Here is an 18959-nt window from a genome sequence, read left to right on the forward strand (position 1 = left end):
TCAAAGGCAGCTCAGTTTGTGGCGCAAATCCCGGCTCGTGATTTCACGGGCCGTTTTTTGTTGCGAAAACCGGTTTGCGTTCCCTCGTAATGTCACCTGAAACGAGGAAAAATTCATGACTGTCAAAATTGCATTGATCGGCGATTTCAATCCCGATGTCACTGCCCATCAGGCGATCCCGAAGGCGCTTGAAATCGCGGGCAATCGCGCGGGCATATCGGTTCACCATGACTGGATTGCGACCGCATCGATTGATCCGGAAAATATTGCATCACAGCTTGGCCGTTATCAGGGTATCTGGTGTGTGCCTGCAAGCCCGTATCAAAGCTTTGACGGTGCCCTTGCCGCCATCGGGTATGCCCGCCGGAACAAGGTGCCGTTTCTTGGTACATGTGGCGGTTATCAACATGCGGTTCTTGAATATGTCCGTAACGAGCTTGGTTTCGGGAATGCCGCAAATGCCGAAATCGATCCCGACGCCGAACTTCCGATTATTGCCCCGCTGGTCTGTGCATTGATTGATCAGGACGGCGGAATTGATCTGCTCAAAGACAGCCTGATCCAGTCCCGTTATGGCCAAGACCGGATCACGGAAACCTATCGTTGCAGTTATGGTTTTAACCGTGACCATGTCGGGTTGCTTGAAGGCCGTTCGATGCGCGTTTCGGCCTGGGATCGGGACGGGGACCCGCGTGCTGTCGAAATCGTTGATCATCCATTCTTTATCGGAACAGCGTTCCAGCCCGAACGATCCGGATTGCGCGGCGAGTCCCATCCGCTGATTTCAGCCTTTGTCGATGCGGCAATGAAGCTTGCGGCATAGCTGTTGTCTGCCCGTTTTTTTGGGGCAAGCATCACATGGCCGCAAAAAAAAAGCGCCCCCGGGGACACGCGGGCGCAGTTTCTGAGAACAGGGAGCTCTCAGGCTGGTTCGGGCCGGTTGTGGGCCCGGACATCTGGTGATGGGGGTATCGCAGGGGTGGTGGACGCGATGGGGGCGGGCGTTCTGCCCGATTGCATGATGATGACCCCGACCAGAATTACCGAAGTGGCAACCAGATCGGTCGCGGTAACCGTTTCACCAAGGATCAGGGTCCCGGTCGCAAGACCGATGACAGGCGGGATATAGGTCGAGCTGGCTGCTTTGATCGCGCCGAGTTTTTCGACAACATAGTAATAGCACATATAGGCAATGCCGGTGCCAAACAGGCCAAGCCCGATAAACAGCCCGGCCGTTGCCAGCGGACTGACAAAGATCGCATCAATCCCGTCAAGATCACCCACTACAAGCAGGGTGGCCGACGACAGGCCAAGCTGATAGGTGCAAAGCGCAATCGGGGAAATGCCAAGCGGGCTTATGAATTTGCGCGCATAAACAAAGGACAGCCCGACACAGGCAGACCCGAATGCGATATAGCCGACCCCGGCCGGATCAATTGCCCCGGCACTGCCTTCCCACGGGCGCGCAATGGCGGCAATCCCCGCAAAGCCAAGCAACAATCCCCCGACAGAACGCAGATTGATCGGCTCTCCCTTCAGGAACAGCAGGGCGGCGATAAAGGTGAAGAACGGAATTGCCCCGGCCAGGATTCCGGCGATGCTTGATGGCAGGATCGCGATGCCCTTGGCAAAGGCGTAATAATAAACCGATGCTGCCAGAAGCGACATCACAACGAAATGATGGGTATGTCGCAGGTGCCGCCAGGCAAGTTTTCGGCGCAACAACGCAATCAGGAATAACGGCACAAAGCCCATGGTCACCCGAACCATCACAATATGCATCGGGCTGACATAGTGGCTGGCGGTTTTGTTAAACAGATAGGTCAGCCCCCAGACAAGGGCGAGAAATCCGAAAACGATATAGGCATTCTTCTTCATGTCGGAAAACTCGAATTGCGAAGTTTCCACGACAATTACTTATTTACCGTGTATCTTACAAATCATGCTATCTGGATTATGATATAGAAAAAATGCATTATGTCGCCATATCCGCCCCTGAAAACGCTTCCGGCTTTCGAGGCTGCATTACGTCTGCAAAGCTTTTCGCTGGCTGCGGATGAACTTAATGTCACGCCCGGTGCGGTCGGACAGCAGATCCGCAAACTCGAAGAATGGCTTGGCGTTGAACTGTTCACTCGTTCGGTGCGACAGGTCTACCCGACCGTAGACGGGTTGGCCTATGCCGCCCGTATCGGTCCGGCCTTGCAGCAGATTTCCGATGCCAGTGCGCAATTGCGCCGACGGCAGGATCATTCCGTGCATTTCGCCATGCCGCCAAGCTTTGCCGCCAAGTGGTTTTCATCGCGAATGGCCCGGTTCCTGATCATGCATCCGACCACGGCCCTTCATGTCGGATCGACCGAAGAAAAGCCGAACTTCGATCAGGATGGCCTTGATATTGCGGTTCGCTACTTTGATGGCAATGACGACAGTCTTGAGGCGGTGTTGCTGTATCGCGGGCAGGCTGCTGTTTATTGCGCGCCGTCATATCGTGATGAACTCGGCCTTGAAACGCCGGGGGATCTTGTGCGCGCGACCCTGATCAATGATACCAAACATCACTGGTGGGCAGACTGGCTTGCGACCTTTGCCGGAATTGATCCCGATCAGACCCGGGCACTGAAGCATATCGATATTGATCAGACCGCCATGGTAATCGAGGCCGCCATTCATAATCAGGGGGTGGTGATCAGCAATCCGCTTCTGGCCGAAGAAGACGTCAGCGAAGGCAAGCTTGTTCACCTTTTTCCCGAACATGTTCTGACTGTACCGCTGGGCTATTACCTGGTGCATCCCAAAAAGCGGGAATTGCGCAGTCAGGTCAGGCTGTTTCGCGACTGGCTGCTTGAAGAAGCCCGCGATCTTGTCTCAAGCCAGCGGCTCTAACGAAAAAAGCCCCGGCCAGTGACCGGGGCTTTGATATCTGAACCAGGTTGCCGTTAGTCAGCAAACACGCGGGCAAAGATCGTGTCGACATGTTTGGTGTGGTAACCAAGGTCAAACAGCGCTTCGAGCTTGTCCATCGGAATACGTGCGGTGACGTCTTCGTCGGTTTTCAGAAGCGACAGAAGATCGCCTTCGCGGTTCCAGACCTTCATCGCGTTGCGCTGAACAATGCGGTAAGAATCTTCACGCGAAACACCATGCTGGGTCAGGGTCAGCAGCACGCGCTGCGAGAAGACCAGACCACCCATCTGATTAAGGATCTCGTCCATGCGTTCCGGATAGATCACCAGATTTTCAACAACGTTGGTCAAACGCATCAGTGCGAAATCAAGCGTTACGGTCGCATCCGGGCCGATGTTACGTTCGACCGAGCTGTGCGAAATGTCGCGCTCGTGCCACAGGGCAACGTTTTCCATCGCCGGGATTGCCATCGAACGCACCAGACGGGCAAGACCGGTCAGGTTTTCGGTCAGGACCGGATTACGCTTGTGCGGCATCGCCGAGGAGCCTTTCTGCCCCTTGGAGAAGAATTCTTCGGCTTCGCGCACTTCGGTACGCTGAAGATGGCGAATTTCGGTTGCCAGATGTTCGATCGAGGATGCGATAACACCAAGGGCTGCGAAATAGGCGGCATGACGGTCACGCGGGATCACCTGGGTCGAAACCGGTTCCGGTTTCAGGCCAAGTTTGGCTGCGACATGTTCTTCGACGCTAGGATCGATATTGGCAAATGTGCCAACCGCGCCGGAAATTGCACAGGTGGCGATTTCGTCACGTGCCGCGACCAGACGATCACGGTTACGTTTGAATTCCGCATAGAAAGTCGCAAGCTTGAGACCAAAGGTCACCGGCTCTGCGTGGATGCCGTGCGAACGGCCCATGCAGGGGACATCCTTGGTTTCATAGGCGCGCTTTTTAAGGGCGGCCAGAAGCTTGTCCATATCTTCAAGAAGAATGTCGGTTGCCTGGGCAAGCTGCACGTTAAAGCAGGTATCCAGAACGTCCGAGCTGGTCATGCCCTGATGGACAAAACGGGCTTCTTCACCAACCTGTTCGGCCAGTTCGGTCAGGAACGCGATCACGTCATGTTTGACTTCGGCTTCGACGGTGTCGATGCGATCAATGCGGTCCTGGGTATAGGGCTTGTCGCCTTTTTCCCAGACAAGCTTGGCGGATTCAGCCGGGATAACACCCAGTTCAGCCAGTTTGTCAGCAGCGTGAGCTTCGATTTCGAACCAGATACGGAATTTGTTCGCCGGTTCCCAGATGGCTGTCATCTGCGGACGGGAATAACGGGGGATCATGCGGTCGCCTCCGGGCATAATGGTTGGGCGCCGGGGCATGATGTGAATGATCGGAATGCGTGATCAGTTGCACGATCATAAGGCCGGCACGCTTTCACCGGGTCGGATAGTCCATTCCGGGGCAATTGGCAACCCTGCAGACGGTATGGCAGGGATGTGAACGCATTTTTACCGCCCAAAAACTTGTCTTCTGTTAGAAATATAGCAACTTAGATAATATATGCAGTGTTGATCGAAACGCTGTCAGTGCATTCAGCCTGACAATCCGATTGTTGAGTGGGCGGGAAATTAATGGCGCGTGAAGCCGACGGGGCCAAGAGTCACCAGAAAGAACCGACCGGCAGCCAGATGACCGACGAGAACCATCTTGCCAGGCTCGTGGATCTGGGGATCGCACTTTCCGCCGAACAGGGGCGCGAAGAGCTTAATCAGAAAATCCTGATGGCAGCGCGCGAATTTACCAATGCCGATGGCGGATCGCTGTATCTTGTAAACCGCGAAGAAAGCGAACTGCATTTCCGTATTCTGGTCAATGACACGCTCGCTACCTTTTTCGTCAGCGGCCGCGAAGCTGAAAAGCCGTTTCCGCCATTGCCGCTTTATGATGACGAGGGCCGTCCGAATTACCGCAATATCGCAACCTATGTCGCGCTAAGCGGCAAGGCGATCAATATCGAAGATGCCTATTGCGCCAAGGGTTTCGATTTTTCGGGAACGCGTGCCTTTGATGCCAAAACCGGTTATCGGTCAAAATCCTTCCTGACGGTGCCGTTGAAAAACACCCGTGGCACGGTCATTGGCGTTTTGCAGCTGATCAATGCGCGCGATGATAAGGGCAATGTCATTGCCTTTGATCCGGCGATCGAACCCATCATCAACGCCCTTGCCAGTCAGGCGGCGGTGGCCATTGAAAACAGCCGTCTTTTGGTCGCCCAGCGTGACCTGATGGAAAGCTTTGTCCACGTACTGGGCCATGCCATCGATGCCAAATCCCCGCACACGGCCGATCATTGTTCGCGCGTGCCGGTGATTGCGCGCATGCTGGCACAGGCCGCTGTTGATGACAAACGCGGACCGTTTTCCAATTTCTATCTGACCGATATGGAATGGTATGAGCTTGATCTTGCCGCCTGGCTTCATGATTGCGGCAAGATCGTTACGCCCGATCACGTGATTGAAAAGGCCACCAAGCTTGAAACCATCCATAACCGCATTCACGAAATCCGTACCCGGTTCGAAGTCCTTAGACGTGATGCGGAAATCGACATGCTCAAACGCCAGCTTGCCGGTGAGGATGCCGGTGTATGCGAGGCCGATTTCAACGCACGGGTCAGCGAACTGGAAGCACAGTTTGCGCTGGTGGCCGATGCCAATATCGGTGATGCGGAAATCGATACGGATGCCATCTATGCCTTGCATGACATCGCAGAACAAAAATGGACCCGCCACTTCGACCGGACATTGGGTCTGTCATGGGCGGAAAATGAACGGCTAAGCGATACCGAACTTGTAACCTTGCGCGAACCGGGCCCGGAAAATCTTTTGATGGATCGCGAAGATCACATCTATCAGGGCTTCAACCGCGGGGAACTTTACAATCTTTCGGTCCCGCACGGGACGCTGACATCCGAAGAACGCCAGGTGATCAATGATCATGTGGTGATCACACAGGATATGCTTGCCCAGTTGCCCTATCCGCGCGAATTGCAACGCATTCCGGCGATTGCGGGCAACCATCACGAAAAAATGGACGGTTCGGGATACCCGCGCGGCCTTACCGGTGATGATATGGGGATCCTCGAAAAAGTGATGGTGATCGCCGATATCTTCGAGGCACTGACCGCGGTCGACCGTCCCTATAAACGGCCCAAACTTCTGTCTGAATGTATCGCGATCCTTGCCGATATGCGTGACAAGGGCCAGATCGACAATGATCTGTTTGAATTGTTTCTGGTCAGCGGGACATATCTGGATTACGGCCGCAAATATCTGCGGTCCGAGCAGTGCGACGAAGTCGATATCGAACAATTCATCCTTTCCAAATAGCAGCCCGTCCTTGCACCGATAAAAAAAACGGACCGCCACAGGGACGGTCCGGCAAGTTCAGGGTGCAATTATTGGGGGCTTCTTATGAGATGCTGTCATGGAAATGACAGGCGACTTCCTGGGTTTCGGAAACCCGGTCAAGTGTTGGTGATGCGGTTGCGCATTTGTCCTGTGCATACGGACACCGGGTTCTGAAAACACAGCCCGATGGCGGTGACAGCGGACTTGGCAGATCACCGGTCAGAACGATGCGTTCCTTGTTGCGTTCAATCTCCGGATCGGGGATCGGCACGGCTGAAATCAGCGCCTTGGTATAGGGGTGCCTTGACGCGGCATAGATGCTGTCACGATCTGCCAGTTCCATGACATTGCCTAGATACAGCACCATAATGCGGTGGCAGATATGGCGCACGATCGACAGATCATGGCTGATGAAAATCAGCGACAGGTCAAACTCACGCTGCAATTCCTGCAACAGATTGACGATCTGGGCCTGAATGGACACATCGAGTGCCGAAACCGGTTCGTCACAGACAATCAGTTTCGGTTCAAGGATCATCGCACGCGCAATCCCGATACGCTGGCACTGACCACCCGAAAATTCATGCGGATAACGGTTGATCATCTGCGGGAGCAATCCCACACGCGCCATCATGCGTTTGACCCGGGCCTTGATTTCATCCTTGCCCAGTTCGGGTTTGTGGGTCACCAGCGGCTCGGCAATGATTTCGCCAATCGTCATGCGGGGATTAAGGCTGGCCAGCGGATCTTGGAAAATGATCTGAAGATCACGGCGCAGCGGCTGCATTTCACGGTGCGGGGCGCCGACAATATCTTTGCCAAGCCAGGCGACCTGTCCGCTTGATGGCGGGATCAGTTGCAGGATCGCCCGGCCAAGGGTCGATTTGCCACAGCCGGACTCTCCGACAACGCCAAGTGTCTCGCCGGGATAAAGGTCGAAATTCACCCCGTCCACGGCGCGAAGCTTGCGGTCTGGGGCAAAAAGTCCCTTGCCCGGTACGGAAAAATGCACCTTGAGATCGCGAACGGACAGGATCGGACTGGTTGCTTTTTTGGGTTTGTGCGCGGTGATTGCGGTCATTGTCCATCCTCCCGGAAGCAGGCACTGGCACGGCCCTGATCAAACACCTTAAGAACCGGGCGTTCGGCACAGCACCGATCCATGACATAGCCACAGCGTTCCTGATAGGCGCACCCTGTCGGCAGGTTTTGCAGGTTGGGCGGCTGACCCGGAATGGCAAACAGGCTTTCTTCATTGGCGTGATCGATGCGCGGCATTGATTTCAGAAGCCCTTCGGTATAGGGATGATGACTGTCGTAATAGATGTCGCGGACAGATCCGGTTTCGACCACGCGCCCGCCATACATCACCATCACCCGGTCACACAGGCCGGCCACCACACCAAGATCATGGGTGATCATGACCGTGGCGGTGTTGAAGTCCTTTTGCAGGTCGCGCAACAGATCCAGAATCTGTGCCTGTACCGTCACATCAAGGGCGGTGGTCGGTTCATCGGCAATCAGAACTTCCGGATCGCACAAAAGCGCCATGGCAATCATCACGCGCTGGCGCATGCCGCCGGAAAATTCATGCGGATACATATGAACACGCTGGGCCGCACCTGGGATGCCAACACGATCAAGCATCGCGATTGCACGTTTAAGGGCCTCGGCTTCGGACATGCCGCGATGTTCGACCAGTACTTCGGTCATCTGTTTGGAGATTTTCAGATACGGGTTCAGTGACGTCATCGGATCCTGAAAGATCATCGACATCGAAACACCGCGGATCTTGTTAAGTTCGCGTGCAGGCAGGTTCAGGATTTCACTGTCCTTATAGCGAACCGACCCGCTCGATGTGCCATTCTTGGCCAGAAGCCCCATGATCGACATGAAAATCTGGGTTTTTCCCGAACCGGATTCCCCAACTACGCCAAGTGTTTCGCCCGGATCAAGATGGAAGTTGACGTTATTGACGGCTGCGACTTCCCCGTCCGGGGTCTGGAAACGGGCGGTAAGGTTTTCGACTGTCAGAATATGATTTGTTGTCATGATATGTGTCCTTGCCGTCCCTTATCTGTCTTTCGGATCAAGCGCATCGCGCAGACCGTCACCGATGAAGTTGAAACAGAAAAGGGTGAGTGCCAGGAACAGGGCCGGATAGATCAGCATCCAGGTCGATGCTTCAATCACTTTGGCCCCTTCGGAAATCAGAACCCCCCAGCTGGTCAGCGGTTCCTGCACGCCCAGTCCAAGGAAGGACAGGAAGCTTTCGGTCAGGATGACCTGCGGGATGGTCAGGGTCATATAGACAATGACCGGCCCCAGAACGTTGGGGATGATGTGCCGGAAAATGATCTTGAAGTTCGAAACACCCGTGGCGTGGGCAGCCTCGATAAATTCGCGACGGCGCAGGGATAAGGTCTGACCGCGGACAATACGCGCCATGGTCAGCCATTCAACCGCACCAAGGGCGACAAAGATCAGGAAGATGTTTCGGCCAAACACCACCATCAACATGATGACAAAGAACATGAAGGGCAGGGAATAAAGCACATCGACAAAGCGCATCATGATGTTGTCGACCTTGCCACCGAAATACCCGGCAACCGCGCCATAGGTCACCCCAATGGCCAGCGACACCGATGTCGCAAGCAGGCCGACCGCCAGTGAAACCCGCGCACCATACAGAACACGGATAAACAGATCGCGCCCGTTGCCGTCGGTGCCAAAGATATGGCCGTTTTCCCAGTTCGGGCCTTCCTGGATATAGCCCCAGTCGATCTGGTCATAGGCATAGGGACTAAGAAGCGGGGCAAAAATCGCCAACAGGGTAATGATCCCCAGAATGATCATCGACCCCACAGCCGCCTTGTTGCGAAACAGGCGGATACGCGCATCCCGCCACAGGCTGCGGCCTTCGATTTCCGCGGGCGCGCCTGCTGCTTCGAGCATTGCTGTCTTTTCAGATTTATTCATCATCAGCGTGACTTCAATTTTGGATCAAGAAGGCCGTAAACCATATCGACCAGGAAATTCAGCATGATGATCATCACCGCATAGACAATGACCACACCCATCACCAGCGGGTAGTCACGGTTAAGTGCCGCCTTGATGAAATAGGTGCCGATACCGGGCACGCCAAAGATGCTCTCGATCACCACCGATCCGGTCATCACAGCCGCGGTTGCCGGACCCAGATAGGACACAACAGGCAAAAGTGCGCCTTTGATCGCATGACGATTGACGACAAGGGTTTCACGCAAACCCTTGGCGCGCGCGGTGCGGATATAGTTGGAATGCAGAACCTCGACCATGGAGCCGCGGGTCAGACGCGCGATATAGGCAATCTGGGGCAGGGCAAGGGCAATGATCGGCAAAATCTTGTACTGGATTTCACCATCGCCCCATCCCGCCGTCGGCAGGATCGAAAGATACAGCCCGAACACCAGTGACAAAAGCGGTGCCATCACAAAGTTCGGAATGGCAATGCCGATCATGGCAACGCCCATCACCGCAAAATCAACCGCACTGTTTTGCCGAAGGGCGGCATAGGTGCCAAAACCGACCCCGAAGACAAGGGCGATGGCAATTGCACTCAGTCCAAGCTGCATGGATGCCGGCGCACCGGCCATGATCAGTTCGGCAACGCTGAAGTCGCGGATTTTGATCGATGGGCCAAAGTCGCCCTGAAACAGCTTTCCGATATAGATCGCGTATTGTTCGATGAGCGGCTTATCAAGATCATAGGCCGCCTTGATGTTCTTTTCGATTTCGGGTGGCAATGCGCGTTCCTGATCGAACGGGCCGCCCGGTGCAATACGCATCATGAAAAAGGCCACCGTGATCACGATGAACAATGTCGGGATCGCGATCAACAGGCGCCGAATGGCGTAAGATAACATAATTCTCTCTCATCCCCGTCGGGGTGGCCACAGGCTGCGGGCGGGAGGAACACCACGCAGCCTGCGACACGAAGTCAGGATTTACTCGGCAATGTCGAGCCAGCGGGTCAGGTGGCGATCCGGGGCGTTATCGATCCAGCCCTTGATCTTTGGCGAGACAAGCTGTTTCGAGACATAGTAGTAAATGGGGATGTAAGGTTGTGCTTCCATCATGATGGCTTCGGCCTGATGCATCAGATCGGAACGCTTTTTGAGGTCGCCTTCCTTTTCGGCCGCCAGCATCAATTCGTTGTAACGCGGGTTGTCGAATGCGGAATAGTTCAGCGGCCCGGTGCGTTCTTCTGCCAGGAACAGGAAGTTCTGTGCATCGTTGTAATCGGCAATCCAGCCAGCGCGGGCGACTTCAAAGTCACCAACTTTCAAATCGGCATAATGGATTTTGCCTTCGGAATTGAACAGTTCGGCTTCGACACCGATCTGTTTCCACATGTTCTGTGCGGCAATCGCGATACGCTTGTGGTTTTCCGATGTGTTGTAACGCAGGGTGAACTTAAGTGGGTTGTCCGGACCGTAACCGGCCTCTGCCATCAGCTTTTTGGCTTCGGCAAGTTTTTCGGCATAGGGCAGGTCTTTCCACGAAACATAGGCCGGTTCCGTGTAGTTGCCGGTTCCCGGCGGAACAAAGGAATAGGCCGGAAGTTCACCGGTCTTCAGGACTGCATCGGTGATGGCTTCGCGGTTGATCGCCAGTGAAAGCGCCTTGCGCACGCGGACATCCTTGAATTTGTCCTTATCAGTGCGTATCGCATAATAATAGATACCGGCATAAGGCGCGATGCGCAGGCTGTCTGCCAGATTGTCACGCAGCCACGAAATCTGTTCGGATGCGATGTCGCGCGCAACGTCAAGTTCATCGGCGCGGAAACGGTTCTGCATCGCGGTGCGATCTTCATAGGTGTAATAGATCACCTCGTCGATCGGAACATTGGCAGCATCATAGAATTCTTTGTTCTTGACCAGTTTGGTGTGAACGTTCGGCAGCCACTCGACCAGTTTATACGGGCCATTGACCACGATATGTTCGGGCTTCACCCAGTCTTTGCCGTATTTTTCAACGACATGACGGGGGATGGCAAATGCGGTCTGGTGGGTAAGCTGTGCCAGGAAATAGGGGGCAGGTGCCGTCAGTTTGACTTCAAGGGTGTGATCGTCAATCGCCTTTACGCCAAGTTTGGCACCCTCTTTGCCGGTATTGACCGCCTCGGCACCTTCGATGATGTAAAGAAGGGATGCGTATTCCGCACCCAGTTCCGGATCAAGAAGGCGTTCCCAGCCGGCAATGAAATCCTGTGCGGTGACCGGCGTTCCATCCGACCAGTTATGGTCACGGATTTTGAACGTATAGGTCATGCCGTCTTCTGAAACCGTCCAGCTTTCTGCTGCACCGGCGACCGGCTGTCCATCCGGGCCATAGGTCAGAAGGCCAAGCGACATATCATCGGAGATACGGCTGGTCTGAACGGTGGAAATGAAATGCGGATCCATCGACTGGGGTTCGCCGTCATTGCCGATGCGCAGGATTTTTTCGGCCTGGGCATGGGTACTCGACAGCATGGTCATGGAGCCCGCAATCAAGGCTGTCCCAAGGACAAAGGCACGTGAGGATTTCAGCAATCCGTTCACGAGACCTTTTGCAGTCTTCGTGTTTTCTGACATGTGTGATGTCTCCCTCAACAATTATGATTTGTTGCGTACGTACTCCCTGAAAGTACGTACGCAAAAATACTGAGGCTGCCATGCGTCAACTGCAAGTCAGATTTCACTTTATTGACGCAATTGGTCGAAATTTGCGCATTTTTACGGAAATGCAGGTGATTTTTTGCGTGAGGAGCAAATTATGCCCAATTTTGTGCGGTCCAATTTCCAGATTGGTTCGATTGGCCGGAAACCTGTTTATTGGTGTGTTCCCGGCTGTTTTTTGTGCCCAGGGTTGTGGATTTTGGTGTGAAATACTTCACATTCAAGGGCTTGGTCATGATCAGGGATGGTCGAATCGGCTCTTTGGCGGGCAATTCGTGTCATTGCGTGATGCGGTAATCTTGCATTTGTTATTAATAACTATTTGCAATTGGGCGCGATTGGTGTATTTGCTGGCTACTCGCCCATGCAGCCCTCCCAGTCATTGCTTATTCATGCTTTCACCCACAGGTTTCCGAAACAGTCTGCTTGCTGATTTTGAACAGGAGCGCGAAAGCCTGTTGCGCCTTGCTGCCCGAAAAATCGGGGATGTCGAGGAAGCACACGACATCGTTCAGGATGCCTTTGTTCGCGTGGCTGGCGCATCGGTGCAATCGGTTGAAGACGGACCGGCATATTTGCGCACCATCGTGATCAATCTGGTGCGTGACCGGATGCGCCGGCGCAAGGTGGCGGGGCATGTTGTGGACAGCCAGCAAGAAACCAATCCGATCGAATGGGCGGCGTCAGACACACCATCGCCAGAACAGATCATCTATCATCGTCAGCGTCTTGATGCCTTTGAACAGGCGCTAAAAAGTCTGAGTCCGCGATCACGTGAAGTCTTCATCTTGCGGAAGTTGCATGGTAAGAGCCATGATGAAATCGCATCGGTGACAGGCCTGTCACAATCCGCGATCGAAAAGCACCTTTACCGGGCTTTGACCGCGTGCCGCGATATCCTGAAAAACTTCGACTAGGCGATGGTTGTGAACGATAAACCACAATTTCAGGATCAGGACACCAGTATCGGTGATCAGCCGGACCGTGACCAGATCACGGCGGTACAGCCATCTGATGAACTGATCGATCAGGCCATCGCCTGGCACGCCAAGGCCGGCATTGATGATCGGGCGTCGCCTGTATATGCGGCCTATCAGGACTGGTGCACCCAAAGCCCGGCGCATCAGAAGGCCGCAGACAAAGTCAGCGCCTTTATGGCCGATGACGGCTTCAATGATGTTTTGTCGCGGATGGAGGCGGAATTCGCCTCCGCAACAGCGGGGGATGCAGATCAGTCCGGTTTGATCTCTGCCCCGAATGGTGACAGGTCGGCGGATGCTTCCGGCCCGCATCGGGGCTTGCGCCATCCCTATCGCAAATCACGCCCACTGTCACAAACCTCTGAGCGCCCGTTGGGGCGCCGTCGCGCCGGCGGGTTGATCGGTATGCTTGCCGCTGCGTGTTGTGTGGTTGTGCTGGCTGTGGTCGGGGTGGAAGTTTTTGAGCCCGCGCCAAACGGTCAGCAATTGGTGGCAACCCGTGACATTGTCGATGAAACCCTGCCCGATGGCAGCCAACTTACCCTCGCACCCGGCACGGCTTTGACCTGGTCACTGACCAATTCCGAAAGACGGATTGATCTCGAAGAAGGGGCCGTGACCATCAAGGCCGCACATGACACGGCGCGCCCCTTGGTCGTTCATACCGGCATCAGCGATGTGACGGTTGTCGGAACCCGCTTCATCGTCATCAGCGATCAGGACAGCAATGAAGTCGGCGTTGCAGAAGGCATCGTCAGAGTCCGCGAACGTCAAACCGGCCAGCATAGCGAAGTGACCCTTACAGCCGGGCAGGGGCTTGTCGTTGATCCATCGGGTAAATTTGTGCGCCGTGATGTGACCGAAGCACAAATTGACAATGTTGCAAAAGGCTGGCGGGTCTTTTCACCCAAATCGCTGGGGGATGTTGCTGCGGCCATCCGGCGTCAAAGCGGGGTCAATTTGCTGATTGATCCGTCGATTGCCGGTCTTGATGTCCGTGGGCGGTTCAATCTTGTGGATGGCGAACAGTCCATCGGGCTTTTGGTGCAGTCGCTCGGACTGAACCGCTATGATTTGCCATTCGGGTATGTCCTGCTGACCAACCGGGGGTGATCCCCGGTTCGGTGCATTTGCGCCCTGTTTAGACACCCGTCTGTTTTTCCGACTTTAAAATGAAATAAATTCTGTCCGGTTTGTCATTTGGCCTGCGTCCATATTTGCGAGTGATACGCAATAACGTTTTTGGATGCCGTCAGATGATCATGAAGAACGGGCTTTTAACCCCGGCAACAATTTGCTCCGGGGCAGGGCACAGCACCGCCCGAAGTCTGAAATTACGCTTGGCATATGCAACACTTCTGGTCAGTTGTTTTGGCATTCCGGCCCATGCACAAACCGGCCCGACACCGCAAACAGATCAGGCATCCCCGGTCGCCCGACAGGATCAACCCGCCCCGACATTCCAGTTTGATATTCCGTCACTTCCGTTGATGCAGGCCCTTGAACGGGTATCCGAACTGACAGGTACGGCCTATTCCGCAGTTGCCGATGTCAATCTGGCACAGGACGGCAATGCCATTTCCGGGCGCTTTGATCTGCAATCAGCCCTTCAGACATTGTTTGACGGAACCGACCTGACCTTTTCGCTGACGGATGGGCAGATCGTGATCCTCAAACGCGTTGACGCGCAGTCGACAGGCGGCACGACAACCGCGCCGATCGTTGTCCAGGGCAGTCAATCGCCCGGTATCGCACTTGGCAGCGGAGCAGACAGCGGATCAACCGTTTACGGCGAACAGCTGATCAAGGGATTTGTTCAGGGCAATAACGATCCGAACATGGTGTTTCGTGCCAATCCGAATGTGCAATATGTCGTTCAGGGGCAGCGCGACGAAGACGGTGCCAGCGCAACCGCCGAACAGGACCTTCGTCCGCAGACATTAAGCATATCGGGCGGGGCAATTGATCAGAACAATATCCGGCTTGACGGTGTTGGCATCAATTCGCTGGGCGGTACGGATACAAGCTATAATGGCGAAAGCAACCTGCCTGATGATGATAAAAACTCGATCAATGCCGATGACCTGTACGGGTTGCATCCGCAAAGTGTTTATGTCGATGCCTCCATCCTCAAACAGGCAGAAATTATCGACAGCAACGTGTCGGCAAAATATGGCGGGTTCCAGGGCGGCGTAATTAATTACGAAGTCATGGATCCAAGCGACAGGCCGACATTTTCCGCCAATATCAGCCGTACGGGTTCAAACTGGACCGAATACCACCTGAAATCAGACGAAACGCCTGATGCGACTGCACGCGAACCCCGTTTCACCAAGCTTATGTACGGGACGTCGGCCAGCGGCCCGGTTGCCGACCAGTGGGGTGTTGTGGTTTCGGCCGGACGCAAAACCGCAGAAGCCACAAAATATGCCGGCGATGATTATTATGGTCGGGAAGTCTCGACCGAAAGTACTGCTGACAATGTGCTGGGCAAGCTACAGTTCAAAGGCAATGACGGCATCAAACTGACAACCCAGCTTGTCTATGCCCCTTATAGCCAGGAATGGGAAGCGGCTGAAAACTATAACAGCAAGATGGACATTACCGGCGACGGGCTTAGCACCTATGTCGGGTTGGAAATGCCGATTGAATATGATGGCTATGGCCTGTCCAATCTGAAACTCGATACCCGTCTGTCGTTCAATACATCGGAAAATGCCCGTGAATCCGAAAGCAATGTGCGTCGGCAAATCCGGTCCGGTGTTGCCGGATCGGCCTATGAAAACCTGTGTGATGCAACGAACTGTTATGACGGTTGGTATGGCGATCTGACCCAGACGGAACAGGATCTTGGCTATACGGCGGATCTTACCGGCAATCTTGGAAATGGCGACATTCTGGTGGGGGCGGATCTTCATTCGATCCGTGCCAACCGTCGTCGTCCCGAAGATGTCTATTATTATTATTCGACCTCGGTAAATTCCGCGATTGTCTGTGCCGATGCCGATGATCCCGCCTGTGATGACGGCGACCAGGTATCAAGACGACGCGTCCATTATGATGCCTTTTCCGGAACGGCAAGTTTTTCCACGGCGGCCCTTTATGCCGAATATGGCATGAATTTTGACAACGTTCCGTTCGGTGAAGTCGAAGTTCGTCCGGGCTTGCGGCTGGAACGTGAAACGTTTCTGGGCAATACCAATCTGGCACCGCGTTTTAACGCCACGTATTACACCGACTGGGATGTCAGTTTCACAGCGGGCTGGAACCGGTATTACGCGGCCAACATGCTAAGTTACGCATTGCGGGACGCCACGCCAAGCACAACAGTGGAAAACCGTACCGGAACGACCAGCGGCGCCGATATCATCTATTCCGACGACTGGTCGTATCTGTCATCGGGCAACAAATACAACTTCAAGGGATCTGACCTTAAAACCCCGTTTACGGATGAACGTATGGCGGCGGTAACGTTCCCTTTGCCGTTCCTGGGCGGAAACACCCGCCTGAAATGGGTCGAACGCAAAGGACGTGAACAGTTCTCGCGCGATTCCACAGACAGCAGTCTTTCGACCTATACCCTGTCGAACGAAGGATCGAGTTCCTATTCTTCCTACTCGGTGGAATGGAGCAAAAAAATCGGAACCGACCCGTGGGGTGGTCAGCACGCCTTTAGCATCAATGGCCAGTATTCCGAACGTCAGACATCCAACAATACCTACTACGCCACCAGCGACGAGACCGAGGGTGCCTATTACAATGGCAACGTGATTCCGACCATGGATCTCGGTGTTCTGACGGGCAATCTCGATGAGCCGATCTTCGTTAATGTCAGCCTGTATTCCAGCTATCTCGACGATACCCTGCGCACTGGACTGGTTGGCCGCTACACCACGGGATATGACACCATCACCGATAGCGGGTCCGACATCACCATCAATGGCGAGACTTATGACATTTATGAAGACGGCTATAACAAGGCCCGTTTCGATCTTGATATGTCGCTCGATTATGACGTCATCCGCGAAGACAACCGCGTCCTGACGCTAAATGCCTCGATTGACAATGTGCTCAATCGTGGTGGTGGTCACACGCTTTCTGCATCAACCCCCTATCGCAAGGGCCGGGCTTTCTGGCTTGGCCTGACTTACACCTATTGAATTTTCCACAATCGGCGCGCCGGCACTTTGCTGGCGTGCCTTTCTTTGTTTCAAGGGAAAACCCGCAATGAGAGTTTCGATATCCCGTCTGATCGCCATTGGTATGGTGTCAGGTTTATTGGCGCTGCCAGGAATTGGTATGCCCTCAGTATCCTTTGCCTCGACCGGCGACCTTGCCCTTTCCGATATCTATAAGGGCATAACGATGGGGGTTGTTCGCATCAATGTCGTCAAGAAAAGCTATAACGAAATCGTCGCCGAAGAACGCGAGAAAAAGGAAAATGGCGAAGATTTCTGGCTGCCGCCCGATGAACGTCGCAAGGACGATAATGACGACGAAGAAAAGGAAGACCCGAACGAACCCGAACATGACTGGGAAAAGAAACGCCGCAACAAGGCAACCGGGACCGGCTTCTTCATTTCCCATGACGGCCTGATTGTCACCAACGAACATGTGGTGCGCGACGGGGTGCGGTTCATCGTGATCCTGACTGACGACCGCCGTCTTCCGGCAACGTTGGTTGGTAAGGATTTCCTGACCGATCTCGCCGTTCTCAGGGTTGATATGCCCGATGATATAGAGCCGTTGAAATGGGGAAGTTCCCACGCCGCAGCCGTCGGGGACCCGGTCTTTGCGGTCGGATATCCGTACGGGTTTGATCAAAGCCTGACCACCGGGGTGATTTCGGGCAAGCAGCGCGAACTCACCAAGGGGCAATATAACCCCTATATCCAGACCGATACCGCCGTTAACAAGGGCAATTCAGGCGGACCACTTTTGTCGATGGATGGCAAGGTGATCGGCGTCAATTCCGCGCTTTATACCCGGTCCGGTGGCAATGAGGGGCTGGCATTTTCAATTCAGTCCGAGCATGCGCAGGGCATTATCAGCTTGCTGGTGGCAGATGGCGAAATCAAACGCAGCTGGTTTGGTATCGCCTATAGCGAAGTCAAAAAAGGCATGGGAAAGCTGCTTGGAATGGAACGGGACGAAGGCATGCTGGTATCACGGGCGCCTGACGACGAACCTGCCTATAAGGCCGGTATTCGTGCCGGTGACGTGATCGTCGCGGTCAATGGTGAAACCGTTCAATCGCGCATGAATTTCCGTATGCAGGCCGCAATGGTCAAGGGCGAAGCCACGGTCACTGTCTGGCGCAATGACGGTTATCGCAGCTTTACCCTGATCCCTGATGACATGGACGAAGCCAAATCCCGCCGCCGGGCACAGGAACGCGAAAAAATGGGGCTTGGCAGCAAGGACAAAGATGACGGGCGCAAGGAAGTTATGGGCATGGACCTTGTTCCGGCCAATGAAAAAGCTTGGAAAAAACTTGAACTTCCGGTGGGAACGACGGGGCTTGTCGTAGACCGCATGGAAACCATGAGCCAGGCCTCGCGTGCAGGCTTTTCCAAGGGGGACTTCATTACACAGGTCAATGACGTCGCCATGAAAACCCCCGAAGATTTCGAAACCGTCATGCAACGCGCCCTCGACGAAGATCAGCAATATGTTCTAGTCCGCTATCTGCGCAAGGGCGAGGATCGCGTGCGTATGATGGACGTGCTTGAGATGGTCGATCTGGAAGCATACTGACAAAGCCGCCTCATCACAGCGGGACAGCAGAAATGCTGTCCCGTTTTTTTGTGACAGATACCCGGGGCGCACCATTCCCGGTATCCCGGGTGGGGGCGCAATCGCCAATCATCCGTCAATCCGGTCTTCAAGAAAATGACCGGTGGAACGCCAGGTGCCTGTTGCGGAAAAATGCCATCTGATCAGGTGTTAGAGGCGTA

General features: G+C 54.4%; 14 protein-coding genes. 7 read left to right on the plus strand and 7 right to left on the minus strand.

The window, feature by feature from the left end; genetic code table 11:
* The first annotated feature begins 115 nt into the window (after positions 1 to 115).
* Positions 116 to 823, plus strand: coding sequence for a hypothetical protein (locus AUQ42_RS13665; RefSeq protein WP_068519625.1), 708 nt, complete (start codon positions 116 to 118; stop codon positions 821 to 823).
* A gap of 98 nt (positions 824 to 921) precedes the next feature.
* Here AUQ42_RS13665 and AUQ42_RS13670 read toward each other — a convergent pair whose 3' ends face one another.
* Positions 922 to 1908 carry a DMT family transporter gene (locus AUQ42_RS13670; protein WP_231856769.1) on the minus strand — a complete coding sequence of 329 codons (987 nt, stop codon included), beginning with the start codon at positions 1906 to 1908 and terminating at the stop codon, positions 922 to 924.
* Between the two features lie 69 nt (positions 1909 to 1977).
* Between AUQ42_RS13670 and AUQ42_RS13675 the strand changes: the two genes are divergently transcribed.
* Positions 1978 to 2886: a LysR substrate-binding domain-containing protein gene (locus AUQ42_RS13675; RefSeq protein ID WP_068519627.1), complete on the plus strand. Its 909-nt coding sequence runs from the start codon at positions 1978 to 1980 to the stop codon at positions 2884 to 2886.
* A gap of 53 nt (positions 2887 to 2939) precedes the next feature.
* On the opposite strand, the gene purB is transcribed toward AUQ42_RS13675, so the two are convergent.
* Complete coding sequence (gene purB / locus AUQ42_RS13680) at positions 2940 to 4250, minus strand: adenylosuccinate lyase (protein ID WP_068519628.1); 1311 nt, start codon at positions 4248 to 4250, stop codon at positions 2940 to 2942.
* Positions 4251 to 4541: 291 nt separating this feature from the next.
* On the opposite strand from purB, the gene AUQ42_RS13685 reads away from it, so the two are divergent.
* Positions 4542 to 6296, plus strand: coding sequence for an HD domain-containing phosphohydrolase (locus AUQ42_RS13685; protein WP_068519629.1), 1755 nt, complete (start codon positions 4542 to 4544; stop codon positions 6294 to 6296).
* An 82-nt stretch (positions 6297 to 6378) separates the two neighbouring features.
* On the opposite strand, the gene AUQ42_RS13690 is transcribed toward AUQ42_RS13685, so the two are convergent.
* From AUQ42_RS13690 to AUQ42_RS13710, 5 genes are all read right to left on the minus strand, one after another.
* The gene (locus tag AUQ42_RS13690; RefSeq protein ID WP_068519630.1) at positions 6379 to 7398 is read right to left on the minus strand and encodes an ABC transporter ATP-binding protein; all 1020 of its coding nucleotides are present in this window, start codon (positions 7396 to 7398) and stop codon (positions 6379 to 6381) included.
* Positions 7395 to 8369, minus strand: coding sequence for an ABC transporter ATP-binding protein (locus AUQ42_RS13695; protein WP_068519631.1), 975 nt, complete (start codon positions 8367 to 8369; stop codon positions 7395 to 7397). The genes AUQ42_RS13690 and AUQ42_RS13695 overlap by 4 nt, the downstream gene beginning before the upstream one ends.
* Positions 8370 to 8390: 21 nt before the next feature.
* Positions 8391 to 9299: an ABC transporter permease subunit gene (locus AUQ42_RS13700; protein WP_101245792.1), complete on the minus strand. Its 909-nt coding sequence runs from the start codon at positions 9297 to 9299 to the stop codon at positions 8391 to 8393.
* Complete coding sequence (gene oppB / locus AUQ42_RS13705; RefSeq protein WP_068519632.1) at positions 9299 to 10222, minus strand: oligopeptide ABC transporter permease OppB; 924 nt, start codon at positions 10220 to 10222, stop codon at positions 9299 to 9301. The genes AUQ42_RS13700 and oppB overlap by 1 nt, the downstream gene beginning before the upstream one ends.
* An 81-nt stretch (positions 10223 to 10303) precedes the next feature.
* A complete protein-coding gene (locus tag AUQ42_RS13710) occupies positions 10304 to 11938 on the minus strand; it encodes a peptide ABC transporter substrate-binding protein (protein WP_068519633.1) in 1635 nt (544 codons plus the stop codon).
* An 80-nt stretch (positions 11939 to 12018) separates the two neighbouring features.
* On the opposite strand from AUQ42_RS13710, the gene AUQ42_RS15680 reads away from it, so the two are divergent.
* The 4 genes from AUQ42_RS15680 to AUQ42_RS13730 all read left to right on the plus strand — a co-directional run bounded on the left by AUQ42_RS15680 (position 12019) and on the right by AUQ42_RS13730 (position 18759).
* Positions 12019 to 12939, plus strand: coding sequence for an RNA polymerase sigma factor (locus AUQ42_RS15680; RefSeq protein WP_082817866.1), 921 nt, complete (start codon positions 12019 to 12021; stop codon positions 12937 to 12939).
* 9 nt (positions 12940 to 12948) lie between these two features.
* Complete coding sequence (locus tag AUQ42_RS13720) at positions 12949 to 14115, plus strand: FecR domain-containing protein (RefSeq protein ID WP_197460853.1); 1167 nt, start codon at positions 12949 to 12951, stop codon at positions 14113 to 14115.
* A 227-nt stretch (positions 14116 to 14342) separates the two neighbouring features.
* Complete coding sequence (locus AUQ42_RS13725) at positions 14343 to 17162, plus strand: TonB-dependent receptor (protein ID WP_068519636.1); 2820 nt, start codon at positions 14343 to 14345, stop codon at positions 17160 to 17162.
* Positions 17163 to 17301: 139 nt separating this feature from the next.
* Positions 17302 to 18759, plus strand: a complete 1458-nt coding sequence (locus tag AUQ42_RS13730) for a trypsin-like peptidase domain-containing protein (protein ID WP_068519637.1) — start codon at positions 17302 to 17304, stop codon at positions 18757 to 18759.
* Positions 18760 to 18959 lie beyond the last annotated feature (200 nt).

It is taken from the genome of Thalassospira sp. MCCC 1A02491 (genome assembly GCF_001613785.1).
Taxonomy (GTDB): Bacteria; Pseudomonadota; Alphaproteobacteria; order Rhodospirillales; family Thalassospiraceae; genus Thalassospira; species Thalassospira povalilytica.

Coding starts and splice junctions, on each gene's coding strand:
- AUQ42_RS13675 (WP_068519627.1), top strand. CDS start 1,978: ATGTCGCCATATCCGCCCCTGAAAACGCTTCCGGCTTTCGAGGCTGCA.
- AUQ42_RS13695 (WP_068519631.1), bottom strand. CDS start 8,369: ATGACAACAAATCATATTCTGACAGTCGAAAACCTTACCGCCCGTTTC.
- AUQ42_RS13690 (WP_068519630.1), bottom strand. CDS start 7,398: ATGACCGCAATCACCGCGCACAAACCCAAAAAAGCAACCAGTCCGATC.
- AUQ42_RS13700 (WP_101245792.1), bottom strand. CDS start 9,299: ATGATGAATAAATCTGAAAAGACAGCAATGCTCGAAGCAGCAGGCGCG.
- AUQ42_RS13685 (WP_068519629.1), top strand. CDS start 4,542: ATGGCGCGTGAAGCCGACGGGGCCAAGAGTCACCAGAAAGAACCGACC.
- AUQ42_RS13665 (WP_068519625.1), top strand. CDS start 116: ATGACTGTCAAAATTGCATTGATCGGCGATTTCAATCCCGATGTCACT.
- AUQ42_RS13730 (WP_068519637.1), top strand. CDS start 17,302: ATGCCCTCAGTATCCTTTGCCTCGACCGGCGACCTTGCCCTTTCCGAT.
- AUQ42_RS15680 (WP_082817866.1), top strand. CDS start 12,019: ATGCGTCAACTGCAAGTCAGATTTCACTTTATTGACGCAATTGGTCGA.
- AUQ42_RS13710 (WP_068519633.1), bottom strand. CDS start 11,938: ATGTCAGAAAACACGAAGACTGCAAAAGGTCTCGTGAACGGATTGCTG.
- oppB (WP_068519632.1), bottom strand. CDS start 10,222: ATGTTATCTTACGCCATTCGGCGCCTGTTGATCGCGATCCCGACATTG.
- purB (WP_068519628.1), bottom strand. CDS start 4,250: ATGATCCCCCGTTATTCCCGTCCGCAGATGACAGCCATCTGGGAACCG.